Origin of the sequence: Streptomyces sp. (assembly GCF_019510245.1) — a bacterium.
Lineage (GTDB): Bacteria > Actinomycetota > Actinomycetes > Streptomycetales > Streptomycetaceae > Streptomyces.
In genome coordinates, this window is the sequence record NZ_JAEKKT010000182.1 from 1 (window position 1) to 14,091 (window position 14,091).

16 protein-coding genes are annotated in these 14,091 nt (G+C 72.9%); 12 read left to right on the forward strand and 4 right to left on the reverse strand.

Features of this window, described 5'->3' with window-relative positions:
• Window positions 1-764: aminotransferase class I/II-fold pyridoxal phosphate-dependent enzyme (locus JF597_RS36595; protein ID WP_294005655.1), on the reverse strand; the 764-nt coding region annotated here is incomplete at its 3' end.
• Window positions 765-905: 141 nt separating this feature from the next.
• Between JF597_RS36595 and JF597_RS36600 the strand changes: the two genes are divergently transcribed.
• From JF597_RS36600 to JF597_RS36635, 8 genes are all read left to right on the forward strand, one after another.
• Window positions 906-1,205 (forward strand): hypothetical protein, encoded by a 300-nt coding sequence (locus JF597_RS36600; protein WP_294005658.1) that lies wholly within the window; start codon window positions 906-908, stop codon window positions 1,203-1,205.
• Between the two features lie 330 nt (window positions 1,206-1,535).
• Window positions 1,536-2,066 carry a DUF2617 family protein gene (locus JF597_RS36605; protein WP_294005661.1) on the forward strand — a complete coding sequence of 177 codons (531 nt, stop codon included), beginning with the start codon at window positions 1,536-1,538 and terminating at the stop codon, window positions 2,064-2,066.
• A gap of 85 nt (window positions 2,067-2,151) precedes the next feature.
• A complete protein-coding gene (locus JF597_RS36610) occupies window positions 2,152-3,792 on the forward strand; it encodes a polyamine aminopropyltransferase (RefSeq protein WP_294005663.1) in 1,641 nt (546 codons plus the stop codon).
• A 62-nt stretch (window positions 3,793-3,854) separates the two neighbouring features.
• A complete protein-coding gene (locus tag JF597_RS36615; protein ID WP_294005666.1) occupies window positions 3,855-4,577 on the forward strand; it encodes an SRPBCC family protein in 723 nt (240 codons plus the stop codon).
• Between the two features lie 410 nt (window positions 4,578-4,987).
• Window positions 4,988-5,776, forward strand: coding sequence for an aldose 1-epimerase (locus JF597_RS36620; protein WP_294005669.1), 789 nt, complete (start codon window positions 4,988-4,990; stop codon window positions 5,774-5,776).
• A 10-nt stretch (window positions 5,777-5,786) separates the two neighbouring features.
• Entirely contained in the window at window positions 5,787-6,359 is a 573-nt protein-coding gene (gene pyrE, locus JF597_RS36625; RefSeq protein WP_294005672.1) for an orotate phosphoribosyltransferase, read from the forward strand.
• A gap of 163 nt (window positions 6,360-6,522) precedes the next feature.
• Entirely contained in the window at window positions 6,523-7,545 is a 1,023-nt protein-coding gene (gene fbaA / locus JF597_RS36630; protein ID WP_294005675.1) for a class II fructose-bisphosphate aldolase, read from the forward strand.
• Window positions 7,546-7,615: 70 nt separating this feature from the next.
• Window positions 7,616-9,088, forward strand: a complete 1,473-nt coding sequence (locus JF597_RS36635; RefSeq protein ID WP_294005678.1) for an MFS transporter — start codon at window positions 7,616-7,618, stop codon at window positions 9,086-9,088.
• A gap of 10 nt (window positions 9,089-9,098) precedes the next feature.
• Here the strand turns inward: JF597_RS36635 and JF597_RS36640 are convergent, their stop codons facing one another.
• From JF597_RS36640 to JF597_RS36650, 3 genes are read right to left on the reverse strand one after another with little or no spacing between them, the layout of a single operon-like run.
• Window positions 9,099-9,776 (reverse strand): hypothetical protein, encoded by a 678-nt coding sequence (locus JF597_RS36640; protein ID WP_294005681.1) that lies wholly within the window; start codon window positions 9,774-9,776, stop codon window positions 9,099-9,101.
• Window positions 9,773-10,756, reverse strand: a complete 984-nt coding sequence (locus JF597_RS36645) for a metallophosphoesterase (protein ID WP_294005684.1) — start codon at window positions 10,754-10,756, stop codon at window positions 9,773-9,775. Before JF597_RS36645 ends, JF597_RS36640 begins: the two co-directional genes overlap by 4 nt.
• Entirely contained in the window at window positions 10,753-11,256 is a 504-nt protein-coding gene (locus JF597_RS36650; protein ID WP_294005687.1) for a cupredoxin family copper-binding protein, read from the reverse strand. The genes JF597_RS36645 and JF597_RS36650 overlap by 4 nt, the downstream gene beginning before the upstream one ends.
• 174 nt (window positions 11,257-11,430) lie before the next feature.
• Between JF597_RS36650 and JF597_RS36655 the strand changes: the two genes are divergently transcribed.
• The 4 genes from JF597_RS36655 to JF597_RS36670 all read left to right on the forward strand — a co-directional run bounded on the left by JF597_RS36655 (window position 11,431) and on the right by JF597_RS36670 (window position 14,087).
• Window positions 11,431-12,033, forward strand: coding sequence for a sigma-70 family RNA polymerase sigma factor (locus JF597_RS36655; protein ID WP_294005689.1), 603 nt, complete (start codon window positions 11,431-11,433; stop codon window positions 12,031-12,033).
• Window positions 12,034-12,058: 25 nt separating this feature from the next.
• Window positions 12,059-12,847 (forward strand): zf-HC2 domain-containing protein, encoded by a 789-nt coding sequence (locus JF597_RS36660; RefSeq protein ID WP_294005691.1) that lies wholly within the window; start codon window positions 12,059-12,061, stop codon window positions 12,845-12,847.
• Between the two features lie 210 nt (window positions 12,848-13,057).
• Window positions 13,058-13,480: an ATP-binding protein gene (locus JF597_RS36665; protein WP_294005694.1), complete on the forward strand. Its 423-nt coding sequence runs from the start codon at window positions 13,058-13,060 to the stop codon at window positions 13,478-13,480.
• 190 nt (window positions 13,481-13,670) lie between these two features.
• Window positions 13,671-14,087, forward strand: a complete 417-nt coding sequence (locus tag JF597_RS36670; RefSeq protein WP_294005698.1) for a hypothetical protein — start codon at window positions 13,671-13,673, stop codon at window positions 14,085-14,087.
• The last annotated feature ends 4 nt before the right edge of the window (window positions 14,088-14,091 follow it).

Sequence of the window (14,091 nt, forward strand, 5' to 3'; positions counted from 1 at the left end):
ACCCAGCCGACCTTCCAGCCGGTGAAGGAGAAGGTCTTGCCGGCCGAGCCGATGGTGACCGTGCGCCCGCGCATGCCGGGGAGGGTGGCGAGCGGCACGTGCTCCGCCTCGTCGTAGACCAGGTGCTCGTACACCTCGTCGGTCACCACCAGCAGGTCCCGCTCCACCGCCAGCTCCGCGATCGCGGTGAGCTCGGCGCGGGTGAGGACCGTGCCGGTCGGATTGTGCGGGGTGTTGACCAGGAGGAGGCGGGTGCGCGGGGTGACGGCGGCGCGCAGCTCGTCGAGGTCGAGGCGGAAGGCGCCGGCGTCGGGGCGCAGGGTGACCGGGACCCGGGTGCCGCCCGCCATCGCGATGCTCGCGGCGTAGGAGTCGTAGTACGGCTCCAGGGCGACCACCTCGTCCCCGGGCTCCACCAGCGCCAGCAGGGCCGCGGCGATCGCCTCCGTGGCGCCCGCCGTCACCAGCACCTCGGCGTCCGGGTCGTACGACAGCCCGTACCGGCGCTGCTGGTGTGCCACGATCGCGGTGCGCAGCTCGGGGACGCCAGGACCCGGCGGGTACTGGTTGCCGCGCCCCTCGCGCAGGGCGCGCACGGCGGCCTCCCTGACCTCCTCGGGACCGTCGGTGTCCGGGAAACCCTGCCCCAGGTTGATGGAGCCGGTGCGCAGGGCGAGGGCGGACATCTCGGCGAAGATCGTGGTGCCGAACTCGGCCAGCCGACGGTTCAGGAGCGGGCGTTCGCTGGAGGTCATGCCGGTCATCCTGCGCCCAAGCTCTGGAGTTCCTCAACTCCGCTTTGGCCGCCGTCACGGCCGGGCATCCCCAGTCCACGCCGCGCTCTCGCGGCGGCCGGGGCGCCCACGGGGGGTCGCCTTCGGGGGGAACGGAAAGAAGGTGACGCCATGGGCACCGTCTTCATCGTGGTGGTGGCCGCGGTCATCTGCCTCGCGATCGTCGCGTCGGCGGTCCGCAGGGGCGCGCGGGGCAAGGGGGCGTACCGCGGGGGCGGGTCCTCGTCCTACAGCAGCTCCGGCAGCTGGTGGGCCGGGGACTCGGGGTCGTCGTCCTCGCACGGCGGTCATCACGGGGGACACCACGGCGGTGGCCACTCGTGCGGTGGCGGGCACTCCTCCTGCGGCGGCGGCTCGTCGTGCGGCGGCGGCTCGTCGTGCGGTGGCGGGGGCTGCGGCGGGGGCAACTGAGCGGCCGCGCGGGCGGCGGGGGACCGGGGCGTCCGGGCGGAGAGCGGGGGAGCTCTCGCCGGGCGCCCCGGCGTGCGCCGGGAGCAGGGGGGCGCCCCTCTTGGTTGAACAGTTGAGCTGTGGAGCCCTCTGAGGGATGGAAACCCCACGAAGTTGGGTAAAAACGCTGTGGCGGCGTCACAGTTCATGATTCCCTCTAAATCACCAAAGCAGCGCCTCGGACGTCCTGACGACACCCTCTCCGGCTGGGCCGGCCGGTCCGATCTCCCGGTGTCGACCGAGGTGTGCCGGACCACCCTCCTCCCTTTTGCGTGTTAGCGGAGCCGATCCATGCTCACGACCCTGAACACCACCTACACCGATACGCGCGCGGCCGACCTCGCCTGGGCCCTGGGACGCGAGCCGCTGCCCGCCCTGGCCACCCTCGACCTGGAACTGACCGGGGCGAAGCTGCAGCTGAGACTGCTCGGCGCGTCCCACCAGGTGCTCCTGGAGGAGGAGTGCGGCGGCTGTTCGGAGACGGTGGCGTGCATCCCGGGGTCCAGCACCCCCCTGCCGCTCGGGGTCGCCAAGCGCAACGGCGACTGGGAGTACGAGTTCGCGGCCCGCGTCGAGGTGCTGTCACCGGGCTCCTTCGCGGGCCGCGCCCAGGAGTTGCTGGACCTCGTCTCCGAGCACCCGCACGGCCTCGCCGGCGTCTTCCCGGGCAGCCCGCACGCGTTCACGGCGATGCTGGCCCAGCGGCACGAGGGCCAGGTGCACTGGCGGACCTGGCACGCGTACCCGCAGGACGGGCAGCTGGTGGCGACCCGGACGCGGGTCGGCGTACGGGTTCCGACGCGCCACCCCGTGGCCGGATGACATAAACCAACGGGGCGTCAAGGGGCCGCGAGTTCCACACGTGTGGGTGACGAAGCGTACCGAGCGAGTGACGTAACGTCGCAGAGTGATCGATCCGCACGCACCGGCCCCTCCCGGCGCACCACCGTCCTGGGCCGCCCCCGCGCCGCTGCCCGTGCGGCCGGGGACCGGCCGTTTCCTGGTGCTGGCGTGCGTGTTCGTCTGCGCGGCCTGCGGACTGGTGTACGAACTCGAACTCGTCGCCCTCGCCTCGTACCTGATCGGCGACTCGGTCACCCAGGCCTCCGTCGTGCTGTCCGTGATGGTCTTCGCGATGGGCGTCGGCTCACTCGCCGCGAAACGGCTGCGCTGGCACGCGGCGGCCGGGTTCGCCGCGGTGGAGGCCGCGCTGGCGCTGGTCGGCGGCTGCAGCGCCATGGCGTTGTACGCCGTCTTCGCCTGGACCGGCGGCTGGGGCGGACTGTGGGCCACCGGCCCGCGCTGCCTCCTGGTCGCCTTCTCCCTTGCCATCGGCCTGCTGATCGGCGCCGAGGTGCCGCTGCTGATGGAGCTCATCCAGCGCATCCGCCGCCAGGACGCGGGCGGCGCGGTGGCCGACCTGTTCGCCGCCGACTACGTGGGCGCGCTGGTCGGCGGCCTGGCCTTCCCCTTCCTCCTGCTCCCCTTCCTCGGCCAGTTGACGGGCACCCTGGTCACCGGCACCGTCAACATCGTCGCCGGGGGCGCCCTGGTCCTCGGCCTGTTCCGCCGCGACCTGTCCCGGCGGGCCCGCTGGACCCTCCTCGTCGCGGGCGTCACCGTCCTAGGCGTCCTCGCCTCCGCGGCCGTCCTCGTCGGCGACTTCGAACGGGCCGCACGGCACGCCGTCTACGGCGCCGACGTCCGGGTCGCCCTGCAGACCGACGTCCAGGAGATCGTCCTCACCGGCGGCACCCGCGGCCGCCCCCTCGACCTCTTCCTGGACGGCCGGCTGCGGGTCGGCGGCCGCGACGAACGCCGGTACCACGAAGCCCTCGTCCACCCCGCGATGGCCGGCCCGCACGCGCGCGTGCTGATCCTCGGCGGCGGCGACGGCATGGCCGCGCGCGAGGTGCTGCGCCATCGCGGCGTCGACCGCGTCGACATCGTCGAACTCGACGCGGGTCTGGTCCGCCTCGCCCGCCACGACCCCGCCCTCGCCGCGCTCAACGGCCACGCCTACGACGACCCGCACGTCCACGTGTTCACCGCCGACGCCTTCCTCTGGCTGCGCGAGGCGCCCCGCTCCGGTTTCTCCGGGTACGACGTCGTCATCGCCGACCTGCCCGACCCCGGCATCACGGCCAGCACCAAGCTGTACTCCCAGGAGTTCTACGGCCTCGCCCGCCGCGTCCTCGCCCCCGGCGGCCGCCTCGTCGTCCACGCCGGACCGGTCCAGTCCCGCCCGCACGCCTTCTGGACGGTCGCCGCGACCCTGCGGGCGGCCGGCCTCGCCACCACCCCCTACCGGGTGCCCGGCCAGGACGCCGGCTTCACCCCGGGCCCCGACCGCTCGGCGGGCGAGTCCAGGGCGCCGCACGACTGGGGCTTCATCCTCGCGACCGCGGGTTCCCGCGGGCCGCCGCTGCGCCTCCCGGGCGACGGACCGCGGCTGCGGACGCTCACGGAAGGGGGACTTCGGCGGGACGCGTTGACGGCGCCGGCGGCCGGGCTGCCGCCGTCGACGCTGGTGCACCCTCGGTACTGAACGGATCCGGCCGTGCGCCGGGGAGGGTGTGTTGGACCGACTCGTGGGTAGGCTCAGTCGGCATGGAGCACCAGGTGTACGTCCCGGCCCCGGCCTCGCGGCTCAGGGAGGCGCTGGCCGATCCTGCGCGGGTCGCCCGGGCGGTCCCCGGCCTCCAGCAGGACGCGGGCGCAGACCCCGGCACCGGCCGCCTCAAGGTCCGCATCGGCAGCCACTCGATCACCTACCGGGGCTCCGTGCGCGTGAGTGCTCACGACGACGGTTCCTACGCGGTCGACGGTGACGCCACCGAAGCCCGCGGCACCGGCACGGTGAAGCTGGCGCTGACGATCCGCCTCGCGGAGACGGGCGAGGGGTGCACGGTCACGGTGACCGGTACGGCCTCCGCCGACGGGCGGGTCGCCGAACTGCCGGCGGAGGCGGTCCAGGCGGCGGCGACGAGGCTGCTGGGCCGCTTCGCGGAGGGCCTGGGGGAGGCGCCTGCGGCGCCTGCCGCCGAACCGCCCTCGGTCTTCCAGACGGAGGTCCCGCCCCCGTCCCTGGCACCGGAGCCCGAGCCGGAGCCGCTCCCCGAGATCTTCGCCGAGGCGGCGCACGCACGCCGGACGATGATCGGCCGCAGCGCGGAGGAGGTCGACCACGCCCCGCCCCGGGGCCGCTACGCGCCGGTCCCGGCCCCCCAGACGGTGGCGGGCGCCTCCACCCTCCGCTGGGCCGCCCCGGCGGCAGCACTGGCACTGGCGTCGGCGATCGTGGTCACGAGGGCGCTGCGCAGGCGCCGCTGATTCGGACGGCGCGGGAGTGGGGACACTTACCGGCGCTGGCAGGGTGCCCCGGCGCCCACCCTCCCCCACGCTCGGCTTCGCTCGCGCGGGGGGACCCCCATCGCCCCAGCGGCACGACTGCCCGCGGCTGAAAATCGGCGACGCCGCCCGCAGCTGCGTGGCTGACGCGCCTGCAACGCCCCGCAAGGGGCGCTGGAGGTACCCCCGGCCGAAGGCTGGGGGAGGAACTGCGGGGCCGGCTCCCGCTCACCTGCACCCGAAACCCGACGCCTCAGCGGCACGCCAGCCCGCGGCGAGGTATGCAGGACACGGCTGGGCAGCGCCCCGTAAGGGGCGGGGGGAACTGCGCGGCGGGCCCCCACTCACCCGCAGCCGAAACGCAAGGCGTGCCCCCCCACTACTCTCATCCCGTGAGTAACGAAGACATCACGCTGACCGCAGGCGACGTCACCCTCCGCCTGCACCCCGGCAACGGCGGCCGGATCGCCGGTCTCGAAGTCGGGGGCCTCGAACTCCTCCGCCAGGGCGACCGCTTCGGCTGCTTCCCGATGGTGCCGTGGTGCGGCCGGATAAGGGACGGCCGTTTCCTCGACGGCGCCACCGTCGTCCAGATGCCCCTCAACTCCCCGCCGCACGCCATCCACGGCACGGCCCGCGACGGCGCCTGGCGCACCGCACGGGTCTCGGCCACCGAGGCCGTCATCACGCGCGAACTCGGCGACCCCTGGCCGCACCCCGCCCGCGTCACCCACATGGTGCAGCTCGCCGAGGACTCGCTGACCCTGACGATGTCCGTGGAGACGTACGACGACTCCTTCCCGGCGCAGATCGGCTGGCACCCCTGGTTCAACCGGAACGTCGGCGGCCAGGACGCCCAGGTGGACTTCGCCCCCGCCTGGCAGGAGGAGCGCGGCGCGGACCACCTGCCCACCGGCAACCGCATCGACCCGAAGCCCGGCCCCTGGGACGACTGCTTCGGCATGCCCGACGGCGTCGACGTCACCCTCACCTGGCCGGGGCGGCTGCAGCTGAACGTCGCCAGCCGCGAGCAGTGGGTCGTCGTCTACGACGAGCAGGCGGAGGCCGTCTGCGTGGAGCCGCAGACCGGACCGCCCAACGGGCTGAACACGCTGCCCCGGCTCGTCACGCCCCTGGAGCCGCTGGAAGCCGCGACCACCTGGACGTGGACGCGCCTCTAAGCTGGTCGGCATGACGGACGTCAACGAAGTAATGCCGCCAGGCACACGCGCTGAGCTGCTGCAACAGATCAAGGACAAGGCCGTGGTGCACGGCAGGGTGACCCTGTCGTCGGGCAAGGAAGCCGACTACTACATCGACCTTCGCCGGATCACGCTGGACGGCCAGGCCGCCCCGCTGGTCGGTCAGGTCATGCTCGACCTGACCGCCGAGCTGGACTTCGAGGCCGTCGGCGGGCTCACCCTGGGCGCCGACCCGGTGGCCACCGCGATGCTGCACGCCTCCCACGCGCGCGGAAAGACGCTGGACGCCTTCGTGGTGCGCAAGGCGGGCAAGGCGCACGGTCTGCAACGTCGTATCGAGGGCGCGGAGGTCAAGGGCCGCCGCGTCCTCGCTGTCGAGGACACCTCCACCACCGGCGGCTCCGTGCTGACCGCGGTGGAGGCGCTGCGCGAGGCCGGCGCCGAGGTCGTCGCCGTCGCGACGATCGTGGACCGGGCGACGGGCGCGGCCGAGGCGATCGCGGAGCAGGCCGGCGTGCCGTATGTGTTCGCCTTCTCGAAGGATGAACTGGGTCTGGACTGACGCCCCGGTTGACGAGTGGGATTGACCCGGATTTGACCGGTGCCGGGAGCATCGGTTCAGGTCTGGAAAGATGGGGCCGACGATGACGTCGCCCCCACACAGGTCTAGGTCAGGGCCGTAGAGAAGCAGCAGTACCCGACCCGCACACTCAAGGAGCGGACAGATGCCCATCGCAACCCCCGAGGTCTACAACGAGATGCTCGACCGGGCGAAGGCAGGCAAGTTCGCCTACCCGGCCATCAACGTCACCTCGACCCAGACCCTGCACGCGGCGCTGCGCGGCTTCGCGGAGGCGGAGAGCGACGGCATCGTCCAGATCTCGACCGGCGGCGCCGAGTTCCTGGGCGGCCAGTACAAGAAGGACATGGTCACCGGCTCGGTCGCGCTCGCCGAGTTCGCGCACATCGTCGCCGAGAAGTACCCGGTGAACATCGCGCTGCACACCGACCACTGCCCGAAGGACAAGCTCGACGGGTACGTCCGTCCGCTGCTCGCGATCTCCGAGGAGCGGGTGAAGAACGGCCGCAACCCGCTCTTCCAGTCGCACATGTGGGACGGCTCGGCCGAGACCCTCGCCGACAACCTGGCCATCGCCCAGGAGCTCCTGGAGCAGGCCCGCCGCGCCAACATCATCCTCGAGGTCGAGATCACCCCGACCGGTGGCGAGGAGGACGGCGTCTCCCACGAGATCAACGACTCGCTCTACACCACGGTCGACGACGCGATCCGTACCGCCGAGGCGCTGGGTCTCGGCGAGAAGGGCCGCTACCTGCTCGCCGCCTCCTTCGGCAACGTGCACGGCGTGTACAAGCCGGGCAACGTCGTGCTCCGCCCCGACCTGCTCAAGGAGCTGAGCGACGGCGTGGCCGCGAAGTTCGGCAAGCAGTCGCCGTTCGACTTCGTCTTCCACGGCGGCTCGGGCTCCACCGAGCAGGAGATCCTGACCGCGCTGGAGAACGGCGTCGTCAAGATGAACCTCGACACGGACACCCAGTACGCCTTCACCCGTCCGGTCGCCGACCACATGTTCAAGAACTACGACGGCGTCCTGAAGGTCGACGGCGAGGTCGGCTCCAAGAAGACCTACGACCCGCGCACCTGGGGCAAGCTGGCCGAGGCCGGCATGGCCGCGCGCGTCGTCGAGGCCACGCAGAACCTGCGCTCGGCGGGCAACAAGATCAAGTAAGTGTCACGGTCCGGACCCGGCGCCTGTCTTCCTCTGTCGACAGCGCCGGGTCCGCTGTATACCTGGTCCCATGCCCGACGTCCGGCTGGCCTCCTCGCAGGGCAAGTGGATCCTGATCACCACCGTCCTCGGCTCCAGCATGGCGATGCTGGACTCGACGGTCGTCAATGTCGCCCTGCCCCGCATCGGGAAGGACCTGGACGCGAGCCTGTCCGCGCTCCAGTGGACGGTCAACGCGTACATGCTGACGCTGGCCGGGCTGATCCTGCTCGGCGGCTCGCTGGGCGACCAGTACGGCCGCCGGAAGATCTTCGTGATCGGGGTCGTCTGGTTCGCGGCCGCGTCCCTGATGTGCGGTCTGGCCCCGACCGACGCCGTACTGATCGGCGCCCGCGCCCTCCAGGGCGTCGGCGGCGCCCTCCTGACCCCCGGCTCCCTCGCCCTCATCCAGGCCTCCTTCCACCCCGACGACCGGGCCCGCGCGGTCGGTCTGTGGTCCGGCTTCGGCGGCATCGGTGCGGCCGTCGGCCCCTTCCTGGGCGGCTGGCTGGTGGACGGCCCCGGCTGGCGCTGGGTCTTCCTCCTCAACGTCCCGCTGGCCCTGCTCTGCGTCCCCGTCGCGCTGCGCCATGTACCCGAATCCGCTGGGGGCACCTCCCGCGCGAGCGAAGCCGAGCGTGGGGGAGGGCGCGCCCACGGCCGCTTCGACGTCCTGGGCGCGGTGCTCGGCGCCCTGGCCCTCGGTCTGGTGACCTTCGCGCTCATCGAGGCCGGGACCCTGGCCCTGCTCGCCGTGGCCGGCGTCGCGGCCGGCGTGGCCTTCGTATACGTCGAGAAGCGCCGCCGGGACCCGATGCTCCCGCTGGACATCTTCGGCTCCCGCCAGTTCACGGCGCTCAACATCGTCACCCTGTGCGTGTACGGCGCGTTCGGCGGCTACTTCTTCCTCACCGCGCTCCAACTCCAGGTGGTCGCGGGCTACTCGGCCCTGGCCGCCGGCACGGCCCTGCTGCCGACGACGGCCCTGATGCTGTTCTTCTCGGCCCGCTCGGGTGCCCTGGCCGACCGCATCGGCCCCCGCATCCCCCTCACGGTGGGCCCGCTGCTCTGCGCCACCGCGATGCTCCTGATGCTGCGCGTCGGCGAGCACGCGAACTACCTGACGGACGTCCTCCCGGCGGTCCTGGTGCAGGGCGTCGGCATGGTCACCCTGGTGGCCCCGCTCACCGCCTCCGTCCTCGCCTCCGTGGACACGGCCCGGGCGGGCATCGCCAGCGGCATCAACAACGCGGCGGCCCGCGCCGCCGGCCTGATCGCGGTGGCGGCGCTGCCGCTGCTCGCCGGGATGGGCCCGGAGGCGTACCGGTCGGCCCCGGCGTTCGACGCGGCGTTCGACCGGGCCATGCCCATCTGCGCCGGCGTCCTGGTGGTCGGCGCGGCCCTGGCCTTCGCCCTGGTCCGCAGGCCGGCACCGGGCTGCGTACGCCCGGAGTGCCGTACCCACGGGAACGTGACGGCTCCGCCGATCGAGGCGACGCCCTAGGGGCCGGAGGCTACTGCCGACGGCGGAGCAGGGTGGTCCGCAGGTCGTGCTCCGTGATCTGGTCGGCCGCGCGGTGGAGCGTCCAGCGGTGCGCCTCGCCGCCGTCCATGGGCACTACCTCGACGACGGTTTCCAGCGGTGGGCGGCCGCCTGCCGCACAGCCGAGCTGGCGGATCACGACGGCGGTGTCGTCGTCCAGGCCGAGCAGGCCGCGCACGGTGTCCCTCAGTTCGCGCAGCCGTGGGCTCGGCCAGGCGCTTCCCGGGCGTGGTTCCAGGTGGCCGGGAGGTGCCTCCCGCCGCCTGCCCGCGGCCACGGCCAGCTGCCAGGCCGCGAGGAACAGCAGCGTGCCGGTTTCGGCGAGGAGGCTGAGGCCTGCCTGCGGGGCCGGCTGCAGACCGCGTTCGGTGAACCCGAACACGCCGACCGTGCGCGAGGCCGCGAAGCCGCCGAGGGCGCCGAGCGCGACGCCGGCCGCGGCTGCCCTCAGCAGCAGGGGCGGCGTCCCCGTCGCCAGCAGGACGGCGAGGGCGAAGGAGGCACTGGCCTGGAGGAGGAACAGCGGGCCGACGACGTGGACGAAGCGGTACCCGTCGACGTACAGCTGGGCGTGGACGTATCCGCCGGCGGCGAGCGTTCCGGCAGTCGCCCAGCGCAGGGCGGGGGCGAGGAGTCTTCCGTCGTTCATGTCAGCCTCTGATCCTTGACGGCCAGTTCGCGGTCGCCCTGGCGGTAGCCGACGCTGCGGATGCCGAGTGCGTCCTTGAGCTGCCGGGCGGGGACGACCTGCGGGGTGGGCGCGGGGGCGCGGCCCGGTTTCGGCAGGGGGTAGGCGGTGGTGGTGGCGGAGTGGAAGGTGATGTTGCCCTCCGTCTTGGTGAACAGCTGGTGGACGTGCCCGTTGAGGCAGGTGACGGAGGAGAAGCGGCGCAGCAGGGCGATGACCCGGAGGGCGTCGTCGGTGCTCCAGCCCCACTTCGGGTACATGGCGAACAGCGGGATGTGACTGAAGACCACGACGGGGGTGTCCGAGGACACGCCGGCGAGGTCCTTGCGGACGAAGTCGATCTGGGCGTTGCCGAGGTGGCCGAGCTTCTCCAGGCTCAGGGTGTTGACCAGGGCGATGAAGTGCACGCCGTGGGTGTCGAAGCTGTACCAGCCGTCGCCGAGCGTGCCCGCGCCGAAGGTGCGCCGGTAGGCGCGGCCCGCGTCGCCGATGGAGTCGTGCTCGCCCGGCACGGTGAAGACCCGGTCCGTCTTCAGTTTGGACATCATCTGCTTGACCTGGTCGAACTGCCCGGCCATGGACAGGTGGGTCAGGTCGCCGCTGTGCATGACGAAGTCGGGCCTGAAGCCGAGCGAGTTGACCTGGTTCACCGCTTCGGTGAAGGAGCCGGCCACGTCCGTGTTCGCCGGGCCCTGGAACCCGATGTGGCTGTCGGAGACCTGTACGAACCGCAGCGTGCCGCTTCCCGCCGCGGCGCCGCCGGTGGCGGCCTCGGCGGTGGAGTCCCGGGAGCTGGCGATCTGGCTGATCACCTCTCCACCGGCCACGGTCAGCACCACCGCGCCGCCGAACCATCCTGCGTGCCGCATGAGTTGGCGACGCGTCATGCCGTGTTCCGGGACGGGCCCACCGGGTTCGTCGTAGGCGTCGTAGGCGGTCATCGGGTCACCTCCACGGTGGCGGTCATGAACGGATGGATGGTGCAGAGGTAGGCGTAGGTGCCGGGCTTGGTGAACGTGTAGCGGTAGGTGGCGCGGGTGCCCAGGGCGGCGGAACGCAGCGGGCCGCCCGGTCCGGTGCTGGTGACGGTGTGGGCTTCGGTGTCCTGGTTGGTCCAGGTCACCGTCGTGCCCACCGGCACCTTGAGCGTGGCCGGCGCGAAGGCGAAGTTCTTGATCGCGACGGCGGTCCCGGTCACCGGAGCGCCCTTGCTCGGGCGGTTCGCCGGCATGCTCATGCCGGGCATGGGCATCGGGGAGGTGCCGTCGCGGCCGGGTGCGGTGGCACCGGCCGCGACGGCCGAGGAGTGCGGCGACCGGTCGCACGAGGTCAGGAGTCCCATCGTGCCGACGGCGGCCAGGGCGGCCAGGGCCAGCCCGGCTGCGGCACGTGAGCGTCGGCCCGGTGCGGGGAAGTTCGGGGGTCGGTGTGTCTCGGTCACGTCTGATCCGTCCTTTGCCGGGTGGGGGTTCCTGTCCGGCTCCACGGACGGCGACGGCCATAAGGTTCGGCATATATACACTTTTGTGAGATTTCTTCAGGGTGACGCGGAGCGCTACCCGTACGGCGCCCTGCGTTACAGGACAAAGACGTACATGTGCGCGATCATCGACTTATGCCCTGGAGTTTCCGAAAACGTGATCCAAGGGTTGATCCGGATCGCTCCGCGCACCGTGTCTCGGGTAGAGGAACGCTTTCGACCGCGGATGAGGAACTGCTGCGCACTCTGTACGCGGAGCACGCAGGGCCCCTGTTCCACTACGTGCTGCGACTGACCTCAGGAGACCGGCAATGGGCGGAGGACGTGGTGCAGGAGACGCTGCTGCGGGCGTGGCAGCACCCCGACGCGTTCGAGCCCGCACGCGGCCCGGCCCGGGCATGGCTGTGCACGGTCGCCCGGCATGTGGTCATCGACGCCCACCGAGCCCGGCGGGCCAGGCCTGCCGAGGCCGGCGGCGAGGCGCTGGAGCGGGCCGCCGAGCAGACGCCGGGCGAGGACGAGATCGAGCAGGCACTGCAGAGCTGGGCGGTCGCCGACGCCCTCCGGGCCCTCTCCCCGGATCACCGCGCGGTGCTGCTGGAGACCTACTACCGGGGGCGGACCATGGCGGAGGCCGCGCAGGTGCTGGGCGTACCGCTGGGCACCGTGAAGTCACGGACGTACTACGCCCTGCACGCCCTGCGGCTGGCGCTCCAGGAGCGGGGGATCGAGCCGTGACCGTGATGTGCGGGAGGTGGCGACCATGAGCGCGGAGCACGACGCCCTACGGCTGGCGCTGGGCGGATACGTCCTGGGCACACTGTCCCCGGCGGAGCTGGAACGGATGCGTGTCCACCTCGCGGAATGCGACGAGTGCCGGGCCGAACACGCCCGGCTGGCGGGGCTGCCCGCGCTGCTGTCGACGGTGACCGAGGCCGAGGCCGTGGCTGCGGGCCGGACGGTTCCGACGGCCGGCGGCGACCTGGCCGACCGGCTGGTGGCGCACGCGGCCGAGAGCGCGCGGCTCTCCTCGCCCGCACCGCCCGCGGCGGCGGCACCACCGCGGACGGGTGTGCTGGAGAGCCTGCTGCAGCGGGCCGCGGACCGGCGGCGCAGGAGCCGGCGGCGGCTGCAACTGGCCGGTGCCGCCGCCTCCCTGACGTTCGTCGCGGCGGCGGTCGGCGGCACCTTGCTGGCGACGGTGGGATCCGTGACCAGTCAGGCGACGCCGCCCGGGGCGACCGCGCCGACCGCCTGGCGCACGTTCTCCGGAAGCGATGCGGCCACCGGTGTCACCGCCTCGGTGCAGGTCTACCCCTCCGCCTGGGGGAGCGTCCTGCAGGTCCACGCGAAGGGGGCACCGGCCGGAATCACCTGCCGGCTCCAGGCCGTTGGGGCCGGCGGCGCCAGGGTGGACGGCGCCACCTGGCAGGCGGGTGAATACCCTCCCGGCACCACGGTCCCAGGGGCGGTCGCCATGGCCCCGGGGGACATCCAGCACTTCGAGATCCTCGCGGGCGACGGCCAGAAGCTGGTCACCATCAGCTCGTGAGACCTTCTCCGGTCGCGCGTCGCCGAGACGGACACCGGTACGGCGTGCCACCAACCGGCCCGCTCCGCGGGTGACTTGCCGTCTGCCCCGACGCTACCCACGGGAATCCCGGCAAAAGGTGCGAACAGCTCGAACCATCGGGCACGTGCCATCCGTGGAACTGAATGAGCACACCCCATACCTCCACGGAAGAGTCAGAAGACCATGTACGTGACCGATTCGCCCGGCCTGGGTCCACTCTCCGACCGGCCCCGCCACCACCAGGCACTGCTCACCCTGCCGGCGCAGGAGGCGCACGTCTCCGCCGCCCGGCACTTCGCGGCCGATCTGCTGGAGACCTGGAGCGTGCCCGCGAGCGAGCGGGACTCCGCCGTCCTCATCGTCGACGAACTCGCCGCCAACGCCGCCCAGTACGGCCGTGAGCACATGACCCTGTCGCTCGTCCTCGACCACGGCACCCTGCACATCGTGGTCACCGACTCCGGCACGACGGTGGAGCGCCGTCGCCGCGACGCGGCCCCCGACGAACACGGCCGCGGCACCGGCATCGTCCAGTACCTCGCCCAGTCGACCGAGATCCACCAGACCCGCGGCGGCCGCGAGGTCCGTGCCTGCCTGAGGTGTTCGGCATGACCGGCCCGTGGCCCCTCGCGAGCCACAAGCCGTGCCCCGTCGACGGCTGCCCGGGACCGGCCCGCGTTCCCACGCGGTCCGCGGCGCGCCCGCCGGCCCTCGACCACGGCGAGCCCGGCGTCCCCGGCCGCGACCCCGTGCCGTGCCGGCGCTGTGGCACCGGCCCCCGCGTACCGGCGGAGCGGTGACCATGGACGCCACCTCGGACCGCCGCACTCGGACCGCCGCCCCGCCCGCGCACAGGGCGTACGCGGACGCGCCCGATCTGCGCCGCGAGATGCACCGGCTGCTCGCGCTCGGTGCCGAACGCGACGGCCGCCGGGCCGGGGGACCGGTCACCGGCGCCCCGGCCCACGCGACGGCCGCCGAACGGGCCTGGCTGCTGCGCAGGGCGGCCCTCATGGACCGGATGGCCCTGGGAGGCGACCCCGGCCCGGCCGCGGCCGCCGCCGAGACCGCCGAGCGGCTCGTCCGGTTCGACCGCCGCCATCCCGGCCTGGTGGCCGGCCCGTACCGCCCCGGCGCGGTCACGCTCGCCCGCAGGCGCCGGCATTACGTCCGCCAGGAGTACGCCGCCTGGACGGTCGCCGGATGCCCCGGAAGCTGAGCCG

Bases quoted from the DNA above. Each gene is read 5' to 3' on its own strand.
- JF597_RS36605 (WP_294005661.1), top strand. From the start codon at position 1,536: ATGCTCACGACCCTGAACACCACCTACACCGATACGCGCGCGGCCGAC.
- JF597_RS36660 (WP_294005691.1), top strand. From the start codon at position 12,059: ATGAGCGCGGAGCACGACGCCCTACGGCTGGCGCTGGGCGGATACGTC.
- JF597_RS36640 (WP_294005681.1), bottom strand. From the start codon at position 9,776: ATGAACGACGGAAGACTCCTCGCCCCCGCCCTGCGCTGGGCGACTGCC.
- JF597_RS36645 (WP_294005684.1), bottom strand. From the start codon at position 10,756: ATGACCGCCTACGACGCCTACGACGAACCCGGTGGGCCCGTCCCGGAA.
- JF597_RS36600 (WP_294005658.1), top strand. From the start codon at position 906: ATGGGCACCGTCTTCATCGTGGTGGTGGCCGCGGTCATCTGCCTCGCG.
- JF597_RS36615 (WP_294005666.1), top strand. From the start codon at position 3,855: ATGGAGCACCAGGTGTACGTCCCGGCCCCGGCCTCGCGGCTCAGGGAG.
- JF597_RS36635 (WP_294005678.1), top strand. From the start codon at position 7,616: ATGCCCGACGTCCGGCTGGCCTCCTCGCAGGGCAAGTGGATCCTGATC.
- JF597_RS36670 (WP_294005698.1), top strand. From the start codon at position 13,671: ATGGACGCCACCTCGGACCGCCGCACTCGGACCGCCGCCCCGCCCGCG.
- JF597_RS36655 (WP_294005689.1), top strand. From the start codon at position 11,431: ATGCCCTGGAGTTTCCGAAAACGTGATCCAAGGGTTGATCCGGATCGC.
- fbaA (WP_294005675.1), top strand. From the start codon at position 6,523: ATGCCCATCGCAACCCCCGAGGTCTACAACGAGATGCTCGACCGGGCG.
- pyrE (WP_294005672.1), top strand. From the start codon at position 5,787: ATGACGGACGTCAACGAAGTAATGCCGCCAGGCACACGCGCTGAGCTG.